General features: G+C 63.7%; 17 protein-coding genes. 14 read left to right on the forward strand and 3 right to left on the reverse strand.

The genetic code is table 11. From position 1 onward, the window contains the following. Positions 1-163 precede the first annotated feature (163 nt). Positions 164-322, forward strand: a complete 159-nt coding sequence (gene rd, locus H7687_RS05165) for a rubredoxin (RefSeq protein ID WP_183345780.1) — start codon at positions 164-166, stop codon at positions 320-322. Between the two features lie 45 nt (positions 323-367). Here the strand turns inward: rd and H7687_RS05170 are convergent, their stop codons facing one another. The 3 genes from H7687_RS05170 to H7687_RS05180 form a co-directional block, all read right to left on the reverse strand. Then, complete coding sequence (locus H7687_RS05170; protein WP_183345782.1) at positions 368-1,438, reverse strand: pyridoxal-phosphate-dependent aminotransferase family protein; 1,071 nt, start codon at positions 1,436-1,438, stop codon at positions 368-370. Between the two features lie 211 nt (positions 1,439-1,649). Further along, entirely contained in the window at positions 1,650-1,952 is a 303-nt protein-coding gene (locus H7687_RS05175; RefSeq protein WP_183345783.1) for a type II toxin-antitoxin system RelE/ParE family toxin, read from the reverse strand. Between the two features lies 1 nt (position 1,953). Further along, on the reverse strand, positions 1,954-2,226 hold the full coding sequence (locus tag H7687_RS05180) for a type II toxin-antitoxin system Phd/YefM family antitoxin (RefSeq protein ID WP_183345785.1): 273 nt from the start codon (positions 2,224-2,226) through the stop codon (positions 1,954-1,956). A 260-nt stretch (positions 2,227-2,486) separates the two neighbouring features. On the opposite strand from H7687_RS05180, the gene der reads away from it, so the two are divergent. The 13 genes from der (at position 2,487) to H7687_RS05245 (ending at position 16,905) form a co-directional block, all read left to right on the forward strand. Continuing rightward, complete coding sequence (gene der / locus H7687_RS05185) at positions 2,487-3,809, forward strand: ribosome biogenesis GTPase Der (protein ID WP_183345787.1); 1,323 nt, start codon at positions 2,487-2,489, stop codon at positions 3,807-3,809. An 81-nt stretch (positions 3,810-3,890) separates the two neighbouring features. Then, the gene (locus H7687_RS05190) at positions 3,891-5,636 is read left to right on the forward strand and encodes a response regulator (RefSeq protein WP_183345789.1); all 1,746 of its coding nucleotides are present in this window, start codon (positions 3,891-3,893) and stop codon (positions 5,634-5,636) included. A gap of 1 nt (position 5,637) precedes the next feature. Then, positions 5,638-6,006, forward strand: coding sequence for a response regulator (locus H7687_RS05195; protein WP_183345791.1), 369 nt, complete (start codon positions 5,638-5,640; stop codon positions 6,004-6,006). Positions 6,007-6,160: 154 nt separating this feature from the next. Further along, positions 6,161-8,227, forward strand: a complete 2,067-nt coding sequence (locus H7687_RS05200; RefSeq protein ID WP_183345793.1) for a chemotaxis protein CheA — start codon at positions 6,161-6,163, stop codon at positions 8,225-8,227. Beyond that, positions 8,227-9,027, forward strand: a complete 801-nt coding sequence (locus H7687_RS05205; protein ID WP_183345795.1) for an ExeA family protein — start codon at positions 8,227-8,229, stop codon at positions 9,025-9,027. Before H7687_RS05200 ends, H7687_RS05205 begins: the two co-directional genes overlap by 1 nt. A gap of 159 nt (positions 9,028-9,186) precedes the next feature. Beyond that, entirely contained in the window at positions 9,187-10,005 is an 819-nt protein-coding gene (locus H7687_RS05210; RefSeq protein WP_183345797.1) for a chemotaxis protein CheW, read from the forward strand. Positions 10,006-10,029: 24 nt separating this feature from the next. Then, entirely contained in the window at positions 10,030-10,428 is a 399-nt protein-coding gene (locus tag H7687_RS05215; protein ID WP_183345798.1) for a response regulator transcription factor, read from the forward strand. Then, positions 10,428-10,934: a chemotaxis protein CheW gene (locus H7687_RS05220; RefSeq protein ID WP_183345800.1), complete on the forward strand. Its 507-nt coding sequence runs from the start codon at positions 10,428-10,430 to the stop codon at positions 10,932-10,934. The genes H7687_RS05215 and H7687_RS05220 overlap by 1 nt, the downstream gene beginning before the upstream one ends. Beyond that, the gene (locus H7687_RS05225; RefSeq protein WP_183345802.1) at positions 10,928-12,106 is read left to right on the forward strand and encodes a response regulator; all 1,179 of its coding nucleotides are present in this window, start codon (positions 10,928-10,930) and stop codon (positions 12,104-12,106) included. The genes H7687_RS05220 and H7687_RS05225 overlap by 7 nt, the downstream gene beginning before the upstream one ends. Before the next feature lie 31 nt (positions 12,107-12,137). Further along, a complete protein-coding gene (locus tag H7687_RS05230; protein ID WP_281376678.1) occupies positions 12,138-14,126 on the forward strand; it encodes a HEAT repeat domain-containing protein in 1,989 nt (662 codons plus the stop codon). Then, the gene (locus H7687_RS05235) at positions 14,126-14,995 is read left to right on the forward strand and encodes a CheR family methyltransferase (RefSeq protein ID WP_183345806.1); all 870 of its coding nucleotides are present in this window, start codon (positions 14,126-14,128) and stop codon (positions 14,993-14,995) included. The genes H7687_RS05230 and H7687_RS05235 overlap by 1 nt, the downstream gene beginning before the upstream one ends. Continuing rightward, entirely contained in the window at positions 14,992-16,059 is a 1,068-nt protein-coding gene (locus H7687_RS05240) for a protein-glutamate methylesterase/protein-glutamine glutaminase (RefSeq protein ID WP_183345809.1), read from the forward strand. Before H7687_RS05235 ends, H7687_RS05240 begins: the two co-directional genes overlap by 4 nt. A gap of 27 nt (positions 16,060-16,086) precedes the next feature. Further along, a complete protein-coding gene (locus H7687_RS05245; RefSeq protein WP_183345810.1) occupies positions 16,087-16,905 on the forward strand; it encodes a GAF domain-containing protein in 819 nt (272 codons plus the stop codon). Positions 16,906-16,933 lie beyond the last annotated feature (28 nt).

Consider the following 16,933-nt stretch of genomic DNA (forward strand, 5'->3'; position numbering starts at 1 on the left):
TATACACAAGCTCAATTGACACGCAGTCTCAGTCTGTTAGACTTTTGCCGGGCTTCGCGCTGCTCTGTTGCCTCAGTCGAGACAGTCCCGCTCAACATTAGAAAGGCCGTGACTCTTCGCCGACCTCCTGGTCGGCCTCACCATGCACAACAGGGGGTATTCAATGGAGCCTTACATCTGCACCGTCTGCCAATACGTCTACGACCCCTACCTGGGGGACCCGGAGAACGGGGTGCCTCCCGGAACCCCCTTCACCGACCTTCCCGACGATTGGGTCTGCCCCATCTGCGGGGTCGGCAAGGAGGCTTTCGAGCCGGAGTAAATGATGTAAAAAGGGGGGGAGCTCAACTGCTCCCCCCCTTCGCCTTTAGAGACCCTGCAGCAGTCCCTCCAATTCGGTTGTGATCTGTTTGAGGTCTTCCAGCTTCATGTCGCCCATGTGGGCGACGCGGAAGGTCTTCCCTTTCAGCTTCCCGTAACCGTCATCGAACGCAATACCACGCTCGCCCAGCTGTTTCTTGATCAATGCCAGGTCCACGCCGCGCTCGTTGGTGGCGCAGGTAAGGGTGACCGAGCGGTACGGCTCGGCCGGCAGGATGCCGAAACCGTGCTGCACCACCCAGGCGCGCATGAAGTCGGCCATCTCCTGGTGGCGCTGCCAGCGCTGCTCGAGCCCCTCTGCGAAGATGCGCTGCAGCTGGAGGTCCATGGCGTAGATGAGCGAGATGCAGGGCGTGGACGGGGTGTTGTCCTTCTCGTCGGCCGCCAGGAACTCGAGGAAGTCGAAGTAGTAGCCGCGACCGGGGACGGTCTTGGCGCGCTCCAGCGCACGCTCGCTGGCGGTAAAGACGGCCAGGCCCGGCGGCAGCGCGAACGCCTTCTGCACCCCGAAGACGCAGCAGTCGATGCCGAGCTCGTCGATGGGGATGTTGAGGGCGCTCATGGAAGAGACGGTGTCGATGATCGAGACCACGTCCGGGTACTTCTTGAGCACCTCGCCGATCTCGGGGAGCGGGCTCATGGTGCCGGTGGAGGTCTCGTTGTGGATCAGGGTGATGGCGTCGTACTTGCCGGTGGCGAGCGCCGCGTCCACCATCTCGGGGGTGATGGGCTGGCCCCACTCGGCCTTGAAGGCATCGGCCTCCTTGCCGCAGGAGAGGGTGACCTTGTGCCATTTGTCGGAGAAGGCGCCGTTGCAGAAGTTGGCGCAGCGCTTGCCGACCAGGTTCCTTACCGCACCCTCCATGGCGCCGAAGGCGCTCGAGGTGGAGAGGAATACCTTCTCTTTCGTGGACATGAGCTGCTTGAGTTTGTCGGTCACGCCCTTGTGCAGCCGCGCGTACTCCGGCATGCGGTGGCCGATCATCGGCGTCCCCATGGCCTCGAGGATTTCAGGGCTTACCTCGATCGGTCCGGGGATGTACAGCTTCTTATGCATGTGGGCTCCGTATCCAACTTTTTTTGCCGGCAGCGTGCGGCGGGGAGGGGGTGGGGAAGGGGCGCGGCGCCTAGGTAGGAGCGGTCCGCAAGCCTGCTGCAGGCGGATCGCCAACCTAGCAGATTACGCGGTCGATGTCAATTCTCACGTCCTGATTTGTCATACAAAATGGGCAGGTCAGACGGCGCGGGATGTGGGTTGCCGAAGGTGATTACATGGATGGGGGGAGCAGCCTCTCGCTGCGCCACACTCTTACGACGCGCACCGCTTTTCTATCGAGGCGGTAAACGATGCGAAAGGGAGGTAAGATGACCTCTCTTAGGTAGTTGAGTCCGAATTCGGGAACGATGCGCCCGCTGTCGGGAAACGAGGCGAGCCGCTCCACCGACTTCATGATCTCCTTAACAAGCCTTTCTCCTACGTCCGGCACATGCTGCTCTCTATACCACTTGCGGATCTCCTCTAAGTCATCGACTGCCGAGATGGCAAATGAGACGGAGAATTTCCGCGGCATATCACACCAGCCCGAGCCGCTTCTTCACCTCGGCAAGATCCAGTTCCCGCCCCTGTTCCAGGTCCATGAGCCCCTGCACCACTCCTCGCAGGAACGCGCGCTCCTCGGTCTCTGCTTCATAATCTTTCAGGGATTGAACGACAGCTACGCCGCGCCCCCTGCTGGTCAGGAGGATGGGGCGGTGAGTTTTGTCGGTCTGACTGATTACCCGGCCGGGGTTCACCTTCAGGTCGCTCAATCGGACGACGTCTTCGGAAAAGTTGATGCGCGGCATTGAATTCCTCCAGTGCCCGTTTGGACAGCACGGATAATAGCACCAGTAGTCTGCCTTTACAAGGTGGCGCAAGCCAGGAGACGGCAGCCGCTCATCGTATCCAGGCTCCACAAGGATTAGCTGCGCAGGGATGGACAATTGTATATGTTGCGTATTGGTGGCCAAAATGTTACACATACCGGTTAGCTGTCAAATACATTAAAACGGAAAGCTGCGCCATTTTAATCCCTTACGATTGGCCACCGTTCCGCCGGAAAATCATGAAACCTATTATTGCCATCGTCGGACGCCCCAACGTGGGGAAGTCCACCCTTTTCAACAGGCTGGTCGGGCGCCGTAAGGCGATGGTCGACGACATGCCCGGGGTTACCCGGGACCGCAACTATGCCGAGGTGAACCGTTTCGACCTCCCCTTCATCCTGGTCGACACCGGCGGCTTCGAGCCGGAAACCTCGGACAAGCTCCTGCAGCAGATGCGCGAGCAGTCCCGCTTTGCCATGGACGAGGCGGACCTCATCCTCTTCGTGATGGACGCGCGCGGCGGGCTCACCCCCGCCGACCGGGACGTGGTCGAGATGCTTCGGCGCATCAACAAGCCGGTCTTCTACATCATCAACAAGGTGGACGGCGAGAAGCAGGAGGCCGAGGCGGGGGATTTCTACTCGCTGGGGGTGGACCATATCCACACCATCTCCGCCGAGCACAACCGCGGCGTGGGCGACCTGATGGACGAGGTGCTGGCCGTGCTCCCCTACAACCGGGACAAGGACGAGGACGAGGAGATCACCAGGATCGCCGTGGTCGGGCGCCCCAACGTCGGCAAGTCGACCCTGGTGAACCGCCTGCTGGGCTACGAGCGCGTGGTGGCCAACCCCACCGCCGGCACCACCCGCGACGCGGTCGACACCCGCTTTACGGTCAACAAGAAGCCCTATCTGTTGATCGACACCGCCGGCATCCGCCGCAAAGGGAAGACGGTCCAGAAGATCGAGAAGTATTCGGTGGTGGATGCCTTGCGCTCCATTGACCGCGCCGACGTGGTGCTCATCGTCTTGAACGCCGAGGACGGGGTCACCGAGCAGGATACCAAGATCGCCGGCTACGCCTACGAGGCGGGGCGCGGCTGCATCTTCGTAGTGAACAAGTGGGACACCGTGGTGAAAGACAACTCCACGATGGGGAAGTTCACCGAGGAGATCCGCCGTAATTTCAAGTATCTTCCCTTCGCACCGATACTGTTCGTATCGGCACAGAGCGGGCAGCGCACCGGCAAGATCATCGCCGAGGTCGACCTGGTCATGGAGCAGTACTGCAAGAGGGTGAGCACCGGCGAGTTGAACCGCATCTTCAACCAGGCGGTGGACGAGAATCACGCCCCGCTGGACGGCGGCAGGCGGGTGAAGTTTTACTATGCGACGCAGGTGGGAGTGAAACCTCCTTCCTTTGTCGTCTTCACTAATCGTCCCGAAGGGATTCACTTTTCCTATGAGCGGTACATCATGAACCGTTTTAGAGAGGCTTTCGGCTTCAGCGGGACTCCTTTAAAGCTTATATTCAGAGGCAGAGACAAGAAAGATACCTAAATCATTCTTTACTTAGCCGATACGATGGTTTAGTATGATGCCTATTTTTAACCCACCCCCTACCAACAGCGAGCGGCATCAATGAGTCTAGTCGGCAATTTGGAAGATCTCGGCTTAGGCGAGATCCTGCAGATCGTGAGCCTTAGCAGGAGGTCCGGCGTGCTCGCCCTGCAAAGCAGGGGGAGAGAGGCGCGGGTGATCTTCCGCAACGGGCAGGTGATCCGCGCCACATCCTCGACCTTCCAGCAGAACCTGGGCGAGGTGCTGATCCAGCAGGGTGTCATCGACCTGGGGATCTTGAAGCGCGCGTTGAGCATACAGGCCGACGAGGGGTACACCCAGCTGCTGGGCGTCATCATGGTGGAGCGTTTCAACGTGAGCGCCGACGCCATCGAGGCCGTGGTGCGCGAGCAGATCGAGAACGTGGTGTACTCGCTGTTCGCCTGGGCGGAAGGGACCTTCGAATTCGAACTGCAGGAGGTGGGCGACTCCGACCACGCCAAGCTGGACCCGGTGCAGTTCATGCTGAAGCAGGGGCTCAACCCGCAGTACCTGGCCATGGAAGGCTCCCGCATCATCGACGAGCAGCGCCACCGCGGCGAGGGGGAAGACGACCACGGCACCCACCACGAGGAATCGGTCGACTTCGCCTTCGACCTGCTGCAGGAACCGTCCGCTGCCGCTCCGGCCACGCCACCTTCCACGCCCGATATTCCCTCTTCCCCCCCGAAAGCGCACGCAGAGGCGTCCCCCATTGCGGCCGCCGCGGCCATCACCTCTGCAGCGGGCGAGGGCAAGCCGGTGGTGCTGGTCGATGACGACCCGGCCACCCTCGCGGTCCTGACCGCGCTCCTTTCGGACATGGGATACCGGGTGGAGGCCATGGAGCGCGGGGAGGACGCCCTGATCCGGGTTGATTCGCTGTACCGCGACGGTCTGCGCCCGACGGTGCTGGTCGACCTGATCATGCCGCGCATGGACGGGACCGGCATCCTGGGCGGTCTGGAGCTCATGGAGCTGGTGCGCAACAATTTCCCGGAGCTGCCGCTTTTGGGGCTTTCCGATTTTGAAAATGAAGAGGCGCAGCGCAAGATGCGGGGGCTGGCAATTCCGCTCTTGATGAAGCCGCTCAAAAGCGAGATCGAGGAAGCGCGTGACGCCTTCGCACCCAGGTTCACCGCGGCCCTGGAGAGCCTGGCGTCCGGTGCGGAAGCGGCCTTCAACAGCGTCAACATCGGCGACGAGCTGAGGCTGGAGATGGGCGAGGAGCCGGCCCTTTTCGCCCCGCAACTGCACCAGAGCACCGGCATTTCACAGTTGCGCGGCATGCTCGAGGAGCTGAACAACCCGCAGCTGGGCGGCGGCATCATCCTGCTGGTGCTGCGCTTCGCCGCCGAATTCGTCAACCGCGCCGTGGTGCTCCTGGTCAAGAAGGAAACCGTGCAGGGGCTGGGGCAGTTCGGCCTGCAGGACGGGGACGGCGGTGCCGACGCACGGGTCCGCAACCTCACCATTCCCAGGGGGGAGCCGTCGCTGTTCACCGAGGTGCTGGAAACCCGCTACCCGGTGAAAGGGGACGTCGACGCCTCGGTGTGGACCCACTACTTCCTGGAGCAGCTGGGGGGCGGGCGTCCCGCCGAGTATTTCGTAGGACCGATAGTGAGCGAAGGCAAGGTGGTCGCCATCCTTTACGGGGACAACCTCCCCGAGTACAAGCCGATTGGCGACACCGACTCGCTGGAGATATTCCTGTGTCAGGCCGGCATAGCTATGGAAAAGGCCCTGCTGCAGCGCAGGCTGCAGGAGCAGGGACGGGGAGAAATGTGACGTGAAGAGGATACTGATAGCGGAAGATTCCAACACCATGCGTTCCATGCTGGTGTCTACCATAGACGAGCTGGAAAAATACACCATCGTCGAGGCCGCCAGTGGCTTCGAGGCGTTGCGTCTTTTGCCGCGTGAGCAGGTGGACCTGATCATCACCGACATCAACATGCCCGACATCAACGGGCTGGAGCTGATCAGCTACGTGCGCAACAACCCCAACTACCAGTCCATCCCGCTGTTCATCGTCTCCACCGAGAGCGGTGAGAAGGACCTCGAGAAGGGGCTGGCGCTGGGCGCCAACGAGTACCTGGTGAAGCCCTTCGACCCGGTGAAGCTGCAGGAACTGGTCTGCAAGTATTTGGAGGACTGAACGGCCCGACGGCCGTTCGACGTTCGACGTTGATCTCAGTCTCGCAGCACCGGTGTGGTGACGGCGCCGTCACGGAAGAATTTGGTTTGGGGAATGCAGTAGCGGAACATTGAACCTTGAACGTTGAACGTCTTTTGCCTTTGAAAGAGAGTCTATGAGCGTTGAGGATAACATTGGAAAAGCGTTGAAGGACTTTTTGGCCGAGGCCGAAGAGATCCTGGACCAGTTGAGTCTTGACCTGGTCTCGTTGAGTGACTGCGCCGACGGCGGGGAATGCAGCCCGGACCTGGTCAACTCCGTGTTCCGCGGCGCCCACTCCCTCAAGGGACTGGCCGGCATGTTCGGGCTCTCGGACATCGCTGAACTGGGCCACCACCTGGAAAACCTGCTCGATGCCCTGAGGCTGGGCAAGGTGGAACTGGACCAGACCGTGGTGAGTACCCTGTTCGAGTCCACCGAGCTGCTGGCGCACCTGGTGCGCAACGCCGGCGAGACCGGGGGCGAAGGGGCCGACCTCTCCGGCGCCATGCAACGCATCAACGATTGCCTGACCCGTGGGCCCAAGGCCACCCAGGACTCCCCCCTGGCAAGGCTCAACATTCCCGAGCGGGTGCTCTCCTCGATGACCGAGTACGAAGAGCACCGCCTGCTGGAAAACGTGAAGAAAGGGCGCAACATCCATTCCATCCGGGTGTCGCTGCTCCTGGCGAGCTTCGACTCGGACCTCATGGAGCTGACCGACGCCCTGAAGCAGGCGGGCGAGGTGATCAGCACGCTTCCCTCCGCCTCCAGCGGCCTCGACGCCGGCATCGATTTCGAGATCCTGTTCGGCTCCGAGCTCCCCGCGGGCGCACTCATGCCCATCATCGACCGCGAGCACCTGACCATCTCCACCTTCGGCGAACCGGCCGGGGCGCAGGCGGCGGGGAGCGGCGCGGCCGCGGCCGCGGCGGCGCCGGTCGCGGAACCGGGCGGTGCGGAAGGCGATTTCCAGGCGCCGGTGCAGGCTGACGGCGGCGCCATCAGCGCCAAGAGCATGAGCCGGACCGTCCGCGTCGACATCGGCAAGCTCGACCTGCTGATGAACATCGTGGGCGAACTGGTGCTCTCCCACTCCATGATCGCCGACGTCGCCGCCCGGATGCGCCGCGACGGGCTCATCGTCCCCTCGCAGGAGCTGAACAAGGCGGCCAAGGGGCTCGAGAAAAAGCTGTCGGAACTGCAAAAGGGGGTCATGGAGATCAGGATGATCCCGGTCGGGCAGCTCTTCGACAAGATGACCCGCATCATAAGAAAGATCGCCCGCGAGCAGGGGAAGAAGGTCGAGCTGAAGCTCTACGGCGCGGACACGGAGCTGGACAAGCTCATCATCGAGGACATCTCCGACCCGGTCATGCACATCGTGAGAAACAGCATCGACCACGGCATCGAGACCCCCGAGGAGCGTGTGGCCGCGGGCAAGGACGAGAAGGGGACCATCACCCTTTCCTCGTACCAGAAGGGCAACCACGTCGTGATCCAGATCGACGACGACGGCAGCGGCATCGACGTGGCGCGCGTGAAACAAAAGGCGCTGAAGCTGGGCATGATCTCGTCGGTCGACGAGGTGAGCGACCGCGAGGCGGTCGACTTCATCTTCCGCCCAGGCTTCTCCACCACCGAAACCGTGAGCGAGATCTCCGGCCGCGGCGTGGGCATGGACGTGGTCCGCACCAACATCGCCGCACTCTCGGGTCTCATCGACGTGGAGAACTTCCCGGGGCAGGGGGCGCGCTTCATCATCACCCTCCCCATCACGCTCGCCATCATCAAGGCGCTGATCATCTCCACCGCGGGGCGCACCTACGCGCTTCCCATCACCTCGGTGCTCGAGAGCATCATCGTGGAGCAGAAGGAGATCAAGACCGTCGAGCGCAAGGAAGTGATCCAGCTGCGCGAGTCGACCCTCCCCCTTTTGCGGCTTTCCGACCTCTTCGAACTGAAGGGGGGGGAGGCTGCGCCGGAGAGCTGCTACGTGGTCGTGGTGGGGGTTGCCGAGAAGCGGCTGGGGCTCGTGGTGGACGACCTCTTGGGGCAGCAGGACATCGTCATCAAGTCCATCGGCGACACCTTCGCCGGTTTCCGGGGCATCTCCGGCGCCGCGGACCTTGGCGACCAGCGCACCATCCTGGTGCTCGATGTCGGTAGCGTCATCGCCGAGGCCACTCGAGGGAGTGCCTGATGTACAAGGAATTTTACGGCCTCACCGAGAAGCCCTTCAGCAAGACTCCCGATCCCCGCTTTCTGTACATGAGCTCGGGGCACCAGGAGGCGCTGGCGCGGCTCGAGTACGCGGTCGAGGAGAGCGAGATTGCGCTATTGACCGGCGACATCGGTTGCGGCAAGACCACCATCTCGCGTGCCCTCATGGACCGGATGGGGGATCGTTACCACTTCATGTTCGTGTTCAACCCGCGCCTGACCGCCGACGAGCTGCTGCGGGTGATCGCGTCGGGGCTGCAGGTGAACGAGCCGTCCCTGCAGAAGGACCAGCTCCTGAAGGAGATCACCACCGCGCTGTACCGGCTGCACGGCGAGGGGCGGGTCCCGGTGGTGGTGATCGACGAGGCCCAGATGATCCCGGACCGGGAACTCTTCGACGAGTTGCGCCTGCTGACCAACTTCCAGCTCGACGACCGCAACCTCGTGAGCGTGATCATCATGGGGCAGCCCGAGCTACGCGAGATGCTGGCATCCCCGGTGTACGAGCCCTTCCGGCAGCGCATTTCGCTCAACTTCCACCTGGCCCCCCTGGGGCTGGAGGAGACGCTGGAGTACCTCGATTTCAGGATCGTGGCGGCCGGCGGCGAGCCCGGTCTGTTTTCGCCGGACGCCGTGCAGAGGATCTACGAGCTATCCGGCGGGGTGCCGCGCCGCATCAACGCCGTCGCTACCAATGCGCTGTTGATCGGCTACGGCAGGGACGCCGCCCTGATCGACGCCTCCATAATCGAAGAGACCGCGGCGGAGCTGCTGGCTTAGAACCGTTAGAACCCGTTCTAGGTTCTACGTTCTAGGTTCTACGTTAACAGAACCGCCCCTGCGCTTGCCGCTTCGCCAAAGTGCTCCGGGAGCGGGCGCCGCAGGTGCCTGGCCGAGACCAACGTAGAACATAGAACGTAGAACGGATGTTGAGGTCTTATGAATCTTGCAGAGATCAGAAAGAAGGCTTCCCGCGGAGAGCCACAGGGCACAACGGCGCGCGAACCGGCGCCGGAGCAGGCGTGGCAGGCGCCCCAGGCCGGGCCCTCGCCTGCGCCGGTGGAGACGGAGGTACCCCCCGAAGTGGCGGTCGCCCCCGAGGAGTTCTCCGTCCCCGAACCCTTCGTGGCCGAGCCTTTCGTGCCCGAGCCCGTGGATCCCGATCCGCTGCCGCGCGCCTCTGCCCCGGCTTGGCAGGCCGAGCAGTTCGACCCGCCCTACCAGTACCAGGAGGTACTGGACGAGTTCGACCCGGTGGCGGTCATCCTCAGGGGCCGCGAGTCCGCCTCCTTCGAGGCGGAGACCTTGCAGCAGGAGGTGGTGGACGCGGCCAGCGTCGAACTGCTCTGCTTTCGGGTGGCCAGCGAGGAATACGCCATCAGCATCATGGACATCAAGGAGATCATCAAACCGCGCGAGGTGACCGAGGTGCCCCGGGTCCCCTCCTTCGTGCGCGGCATCCTCTCCCTGCGCGGCAACATCATCCCCATCTTCGACATGAAGAACAGGCTGGGGCTTGCCGACGGCGCCGTCTCGGAGCGCGAGCGCATCGTGGTGGTCAAGCGCCAGGGGGGCTACGCCGGCGTGCTGGTGGACGAGGTGGTGCAGGTGGTCCGGATCGCCGAGGGGGGCATCGAGCCTCCGCCGGTGGTCCTCGAGGGGATCGATCGCGAGTTCGTGCTGGGGATCGGCCGGGTCGGCGGCAGGATGCTGATCCTGCTCGACATGGAAAAAGTACTGGATGTAGGTCTCTTGTAGAGGCGGGATGCAGGAGGGATGAGCATGGAGAAGAACAGGATCCTCGTGGTCGAGGATGAAGAGAGCCTGCTGAAACTGGAGAGCATCCTCTTCACCTCGAAGGGATACCAGGTTACCGGCGTACGCGGCGGCAACGACGCGCTGAAGGCGATCGCGCAGGATGCGCCGGACCTCGTGGTCCTGGACCTCATGCTGCCGGACATGGACGGCTTCGAAGTCTGCCGCAACATCAAGGAAAATCCCGCCACCAGCGCGATTCCCGTGGTGATGCTGACGGCCAAGAAGAGCAGCCGCGACCTCGAACACGGCCGCCAGGTCGGCGCCGACGCCTACATCACCAAGCCCTTCAAGTCGGTCAAGGTGCTGGAAGTGATCGAGGGGCTGTTGGGCAACAACAGCGCAGCTGGGGGGGACGCAGTCTGATGACCGAAGAACTGCAGGAAATTCAGGTGGCCTGCCTGCGCATGGACGAGGGGCTCTACGCCGTCGACATCATGCGCATCAGGGAGATCATCAGGGTCCCCAAGCTCGCGCCGCTGCCCCGGGCACTCCCCTTCGTCGAGGGGGTGATCAACCTGCGCGGCTCCGTGATCCCGGTGGTGGATCTAAGAAAGCGCTTCGGGCTTCCCGCGGCGGAGAACAAGGAGAGCGCGCGCCTGCTGATCCTCTCCATCTCGGGGCAGCCTCTGGCCCTCATGGTGGACGAAGTGACCGAGATGATAACCATTCCGCTGCGCGAGCTCAAGGCGCCGCCGCGCGGGGTGCGCATCGTGGGAGGCGAGTACATGGTGGGGCTGTGCCTGGTGCGTGACGTGCCGGTGATGCTGCTCAACATCGACGCCCTGCTCACCTTCCAGGAGAAGGCCCAGTTGGGCTACCTTACCCCCCAGGGGGAAACCACTTCCACGAAAAAGAGCCCAGCATGCTGATAGTCTGTCCCAACTGCAAAAAGCGATTCAACGTTGTCGTCAGTTCTTCCGACGAGCCGAAGAAACTGCGCTGCTCGAGCTGCAAGGCCGTGTTCCGGCTGGTGCGCAAGAGCGAGCGCCCGGCGGCACCGCAGGCGAAGGTAAAGGTCGTGGTCGCCAACGAGAGCGCCGCCTTCTGCAAGGCGGTGGAGAAGGTTCTCGCCGCCGAGCCCTTCGAACTCTTCCTGTGCACCGACGGCAAGGAGGCGCTCGAGACCGTGCAGCGCGTGCAGCCCGGCGTGCTGCTTCTGGACGTGGCGCTCCCCACCATGTTCGGATTCGAGGTCTGCGAGCGGGTCCGCCAGGATCCTGCGCTCGCGAAGACCAAGATCGTGCTGATCGCCTCGATCTACGACAAGACCCGCTACAAGCGCTCCCCCAATTCGCTCTACGGGGCCGACGACTACATCGAGAAGCACCACATCCCGGACTCCCTGGTCTCGATGATCTACCGTCTCACTTCGGGTGGCGTTCCGCCGGTGGTGAGCCCGACCGAAAGCGAACTGGCCGCCCAGGAGGAGAGCCGTAGCGAGATCCGGCAGGTGGAGGTCGAAGAGACCTCGATGCCCGAAGCCGCCGCACCCGTGGCCGCACCTGCGGCACCTGCAGCGCCTGCAGCGCCTGCAGCGCCGGCACCCGAAGTCGCCCCGGCCGCGGCACCCGCGGCTGCCGTTGTCGCCGCACCGGAAGCTCCGGCCGTGTCCGCCGCGGAGGCATCGGCTGTCGCCGCGCCGGAAGCAGTCACCGCGTCCCCCGAGGTTCCCGTTGTCGAGGCAGCCGAGCCTCCCGTCGTCGCGGCGCCCGCAGCCCCGGCCATGGCGGCGCCGGCAGCTCCCAGCGCCCCGGCTGCATCCGCCGGGCCCGCCGCGGCTGCGGCCCAGCTCCCCGAGGAGCAGGTAAAAGCACGGCGCCTGGCCAGGATCATCGTTTCCGACATCGTCCTTTACAACCAGGCCAAGGTGGAGCAGGGGGTACGCGAGGGGAACTTCCACGAACTGCTCGCCGACGACATACGCGAAGGAGAATACCTGTACCAGCAGAGGGTGTCGCAGCAGGTGCGCGATACCACCTCCTTCCTCAAGGATGCCTTCGACGAGCTCATCGCGAAAAAACGTGCCGAACTGAGCCTTTAGGAGAGAGACCCTGTCCAACGATCTGCTTGAAATCTCGGAGAGACTTGCCGACACCGACGAGGAGCAACGGCGCCTCGCGGTAATGTCACTGCGCCGCCGTCCCTTCCCCGAGGTCATGGAACTGCTGTTCCGTGCCATGGGGGACGACAGCTGGCGGGTGCGCAAGGAGGCGGTCAGCGTGGTGCTGCAGGCGCAGCCGCTGCAGGCTGAGGAACTCGAGGCCCTGATCGCACTGCTGCGCTCCGCCGACAACGCCGGGTTGCGCAACTCCGCGGTCGAGTCGCTGGAACGGATCGGCGTGCCTGCCGTGGAGCAGCTCTGCGCACACCTGGGCGATCCCGATCACGACCTGCGCAAGTTCATCATCGACATCCTGGGCAACATCCGCTGCGCCACCTGCGTCCCGCTTTTGGTGCAGGCGCTCGACGACGAGGACATGAACGTACGGGTGGCCGCCGCCGAGAACCTCGGCAAGATCGGCGACGCCCATGCGCTGCCGCACCTTTTGAAAGTGCTGGACGGAGGCGAGGTGTGGCTCAAGTTCACCGTGCTGGACGCCCTCTCCTCGATAGGGGCGCCGGTGCCGCTTGCCAAGCTCGAACCGCTGCTGCAGGAAGGGCTGTTGCGCCGCGCCACCTACGACTGCCTGGGCATCCTGGGTGACCGCAAGTGCTTCCCCCTGCTCTTGGAAGGGCTGCACGACAAGGCGAAGAACGCCCGCGAGGCGGCCGCCATCGCGCTGATGCGCCAGCGCGGGCGCCTGAGCCCGCAGGAACAGGAAGAACTGGTGGACCGCCCGCTCAGGGACCTGGCCGGCAGCGCGACGGCGAAGAAGCTGATCGATTCGCTGCACGGCGAGGAGCCGGTGATGATCTCGGCACTGGCGCAGCTGTGCGGCGTCATGGGGGATGAGCGCGCCGCGCTTCCCCTGGTGCGCGTGGCACGCGCCGACCGCCTCAAAGGGGTCTGCCTGGAGGCGCTGCGCCGCATCGGCGAGCCTGTCATGCCGCTGCTCCTGGAGCACTTCCCCTTTGCCATCGCCGCCGAGCGCGCCGTCATTGTGCATCTCATCGCGGAAACCGGGCGCCCCGGCAGCGAGGACCTTCTCTTTGCCGCCCTCGAGGACGAGGGGGCGGAGGTGAGGCGTTGCGCCGCAGTTGCGCTGGGGCGGCTGGCGCCGCAAGGGGCCGCGCCGCGGGTGGCGCGCCTTTTGGACGATGAAGAGCCGCAGGTGTGCGAAGGGGCCCTGGACGGGCTGCAGCACCTTGCCGCCAGGGATGCCGAGGGCGTCAGCGCGATCTGCTCCGAGCTTTTGCGTAACCGCGACGCGCGCAAGAGGCGCGACGCCGCCATCGTCCTCGGTGCCCTCGCCGACGGAGAGCGGCTCGCCCGGCTGGTGAAGGACGAGGATGCCACGGTGCGCCGTGCCGCTGTGGCCTCGCTGGCGCGCGTGGACCTGCCGCAGGCCCTGGGGGCACTGACCCTGTCGCTCTCCGACGAGGAGCCGGAGGTGCGCGCCGCCGCTGCACAGGCCCTTGCCGAAAAGGGAGGGCACGAGGTGCTGGCGCCGCTGTGCCTGGCCCTGGCCGACGAGGATCCCTGGGTGCAGACCGCGGCCCTCAAGGGGCTCACTGCCGTCGGGGACCCGGAGGCGCTGCCGGGGGTGACCGCTTTGCTGGAGCAGGCGCAGGGCCCGGTCCTGATCGCCGCTCTGTCCACCCTGGCCGCCCTGGGCGGGCCCGAGGCGCTTGGCCCGGTGCGGCAGGCGCTGTATCACGGCGACGAGGAAGTGGTGGAAGCCGCCATCGGCATCCTTGCGGCTCACGGCGCCGACTGGATCCCGGAGCACGGCCAGGCGCTTTTGGAGCACCCGCACTGGATGGTGCGGCGCTCTTTCGTGCGCGTCCTCGCCCAACTGCAGGGGGCGGAGTCGCTGACGGTATTGGATCAGGCGTTGGCCCGGGAGTCGGACCCCCTGGTCAAAGGCGAGATAGTTGAACTGCTCGACAGGCTGCGCTAATGCCATATTTCGAACCTGAATTGCAACTGACGGAAGAAGAATTCCGCCTGATACGGGACCTGATCTACAACCACTGCGGCCTCTTTTTCGATGACGACAGCAAGTACCTGCTGGACCGCCGGCTCGGGCAGCGCGTGGCCCATCACAACCTGTCGGGCTTCCGCGAGTACTACCAGTTCCTGAAGTACGACCGCAGGAGGGACCAGGAGATCGCCGACATCATGGATCTCCTCACCACCAACGAGACCTACTTCTTCCGCGAGGCGTTCCAGCTGCGCGCCTTCACCGACGAGATCGTGCCCGAGGTGATGAAACTCAAGCAGCGCGAACGGACCCTGCGCATCTGGAGCGCGGGGTGTTCCACCGGCGAGGAGCCGTACACCATCGCCATGCTCCTGCTGGAGATGGGGTGCCTGCACGGCTGGCGGGTGGAGATCGTCGGGTCGGACATCAGCCAGCGCGTAGTGCAGCACGCCCGCAAGGGGATCTACACCAAGGCGTCGTTTCGCGCCACCGAGGAGCGCTACCTGAAGCGGTTCTTCACCGAGACCGACGAGGGGTATCGCATCTGCGACGAGGTGCGCGAACTGGTCACCATCAGCCAGATGAACCTGTTCGACGCCAACCGGCTGGCGCTTTTGGGCAAGATGGACGTCATCTTCTGCCGCAACGTGATCATCTATTTCGACCAGACCTCGAAGAAGCGGGTGGTCGAATCGTTCTACAACACGCTGCGCGGCGGGGGCTACCTCCTTTTGGGGCACTCGGAGTCCCTGATGAACCTGTCCACGGCCTTTGCGCTCAGACACCTGAAAAATGACATGGTCTACCAGAAAACGGATACGACCGGCGGCGGAGTGGCCTCGTGAAAAAGATACGGGTAGTAGTCGTAGACGATTCGGCCTATAATCGGCGCGCCATCACCAGGATGCTGGAAGAGCTCCCGGGGGTCCAGGTGGTGGGCTACGCCACCAACGGCGAGGAGGGGATCCGCAGGGTGATCGATCTCACCCCGGACCTGGTGACGCTCGACCTCGAGATGCCGCGCATGGACGGCTTCACCATGCTGCGCATCCTGATGGCGAGTACGCCGGTCCCGGTGATCGTGATCAGCTCCACCTCCGGCGACGAGAAGGTCTTCAAGGCGCTGGAACTGGGTGCCGTCGACTTCATCGCCAAGCCGACCAGCGTCATCTCCGACGAGTTGCTGAAGATCCAGCAGGACCTGCACCAGAAGGTGCAGGCGGTCTTCAAGCTGAACATGGCGCGGGTGCAGAAACGGGTCGAACCGGCTCCCCCCGTTGCCGAGGTGGCCGTCCCCACGGCTCCCGCCGGGACCGCCAGCACCATAGACATCGTCGCCATCGGTTCCTCGACGGGCGGGCCGCCGGCCCTGCAGCGCATCTTCTCCTCCTTCAAGGACGCGCCTCCCTTTGCCATGGTGATTTCCCAGCACATGCCGGCCGGTTTCACCACCGCCTTCGCCGAGAGGCTGAACCGCAGCACCGGCTTCGAGGTGCGCGAGGCGAAGGACGGCGACGAGGTGCTCCCGGGACGAGCGCTCATCGCCCCCGGCGGGCACAACCTGGTTTTTGCCAGGTTGGGCGACAAGGTGGTGGCGCGCATCCTGCCCCCCGGCCCCAAGGACCGCTACGTCCCGTCGGTGGACGTCATGTTCCGCTCCTGCGCCGAGCTCTACAAGAACCGGATGCTGGCGGTGGTTCTGACCGGCATGGGCAACGACGGTGCCCTCGGGGTGCGCGAGGCGAAGAAGGTCGGCGCCCAGGTGGTGGCCGAGTCCGAGGAATCCGCCGTGGTCTTCGGCATGCCGCGCGAGGCGATCGCCACGGGCGTGGTGGACCGGGTGGTGCCCATGGACGGCATGGTGCGAGAGATTGTACTTCGTTGCGGCCTCTTGCCGCGATTCGCTTGATCAACTAGACGTAAATTCGGGGTGCGCATGCAAAAGGACGATGAACGGCTGGTTCATAGCAGGGGCGAGGAGTTCCTGCAGGTTTTCAAAAAGGGAGCGGAGTTCACCCAGGAACTTTTGAGGGAGAACGAGCGTCTCAGGTTCCGGCTACTGGAACTGGAGAAATCCCAGGTGTCGGGAGAGCCGGCGCCGGCCGCCGAGCTGAAGAAACTCAACGAGCGGATCGCCGATCTGGAACAGGAGAAGCAGGAGATCCTGGACCGGATCAAGCACGTCGAGGAAGAAAACCAGGATTTCGCGGCACGCTACCTGGAGATCGAGGACGAGAACAACAACCTCGCCAACCTCTACATAGCGAGCTACCAGCTCCACTCCACGCTCGACTTCAAGGAAGTGCTCCAGATCATCACCGAGATCATCATCAACCTGATCGGTGCCGAGGAGTTCGCCATCATGCTGCTCGACGAGAAGAGCGACGAGCTGCAGGCGGTCTCGACGGAAGGGATCGAGCGTAGCGAGATCCCGTCTTTCCGACTCGGCAAGGGGATCATCGGGAGCGTGGCGCAGTCCGGCGAGAACCATTTCGCCAGCGACTTCGACAGCTACGAGCGTGATTTCAGCGCTCCGATGGTGTGCATCCCGCTCAAGATCAAGGAGCACGTCATTGGCGTGCTGGCCATCTACAAGCTGTTGATGCAGAAAAAGGAATTTGCCGCCGTCGACTACGAGCTCTTCACCCTGCTGGCCGGTCATGCCGCCACCGCCATCTTCAGCTCGCGGCTCTACAGCGATTCCGAGCGTAAGCTGTCGACCATCCAAGGGTTTATCGATCTATTGACGAAATAGCCAGCAGTGCAACGGGGGATACAGTTCA

The sequence above is a fragment of the Geomonas paludis genome (assembly GCF_014193585.1).
Taxonomy (GTDB): domain Bacteria; phylum Desulfobacterota; class Desulfuromonadia; order Geobacterales; family Geobacteraceae; genus Geomonas; species Geomonas paludis.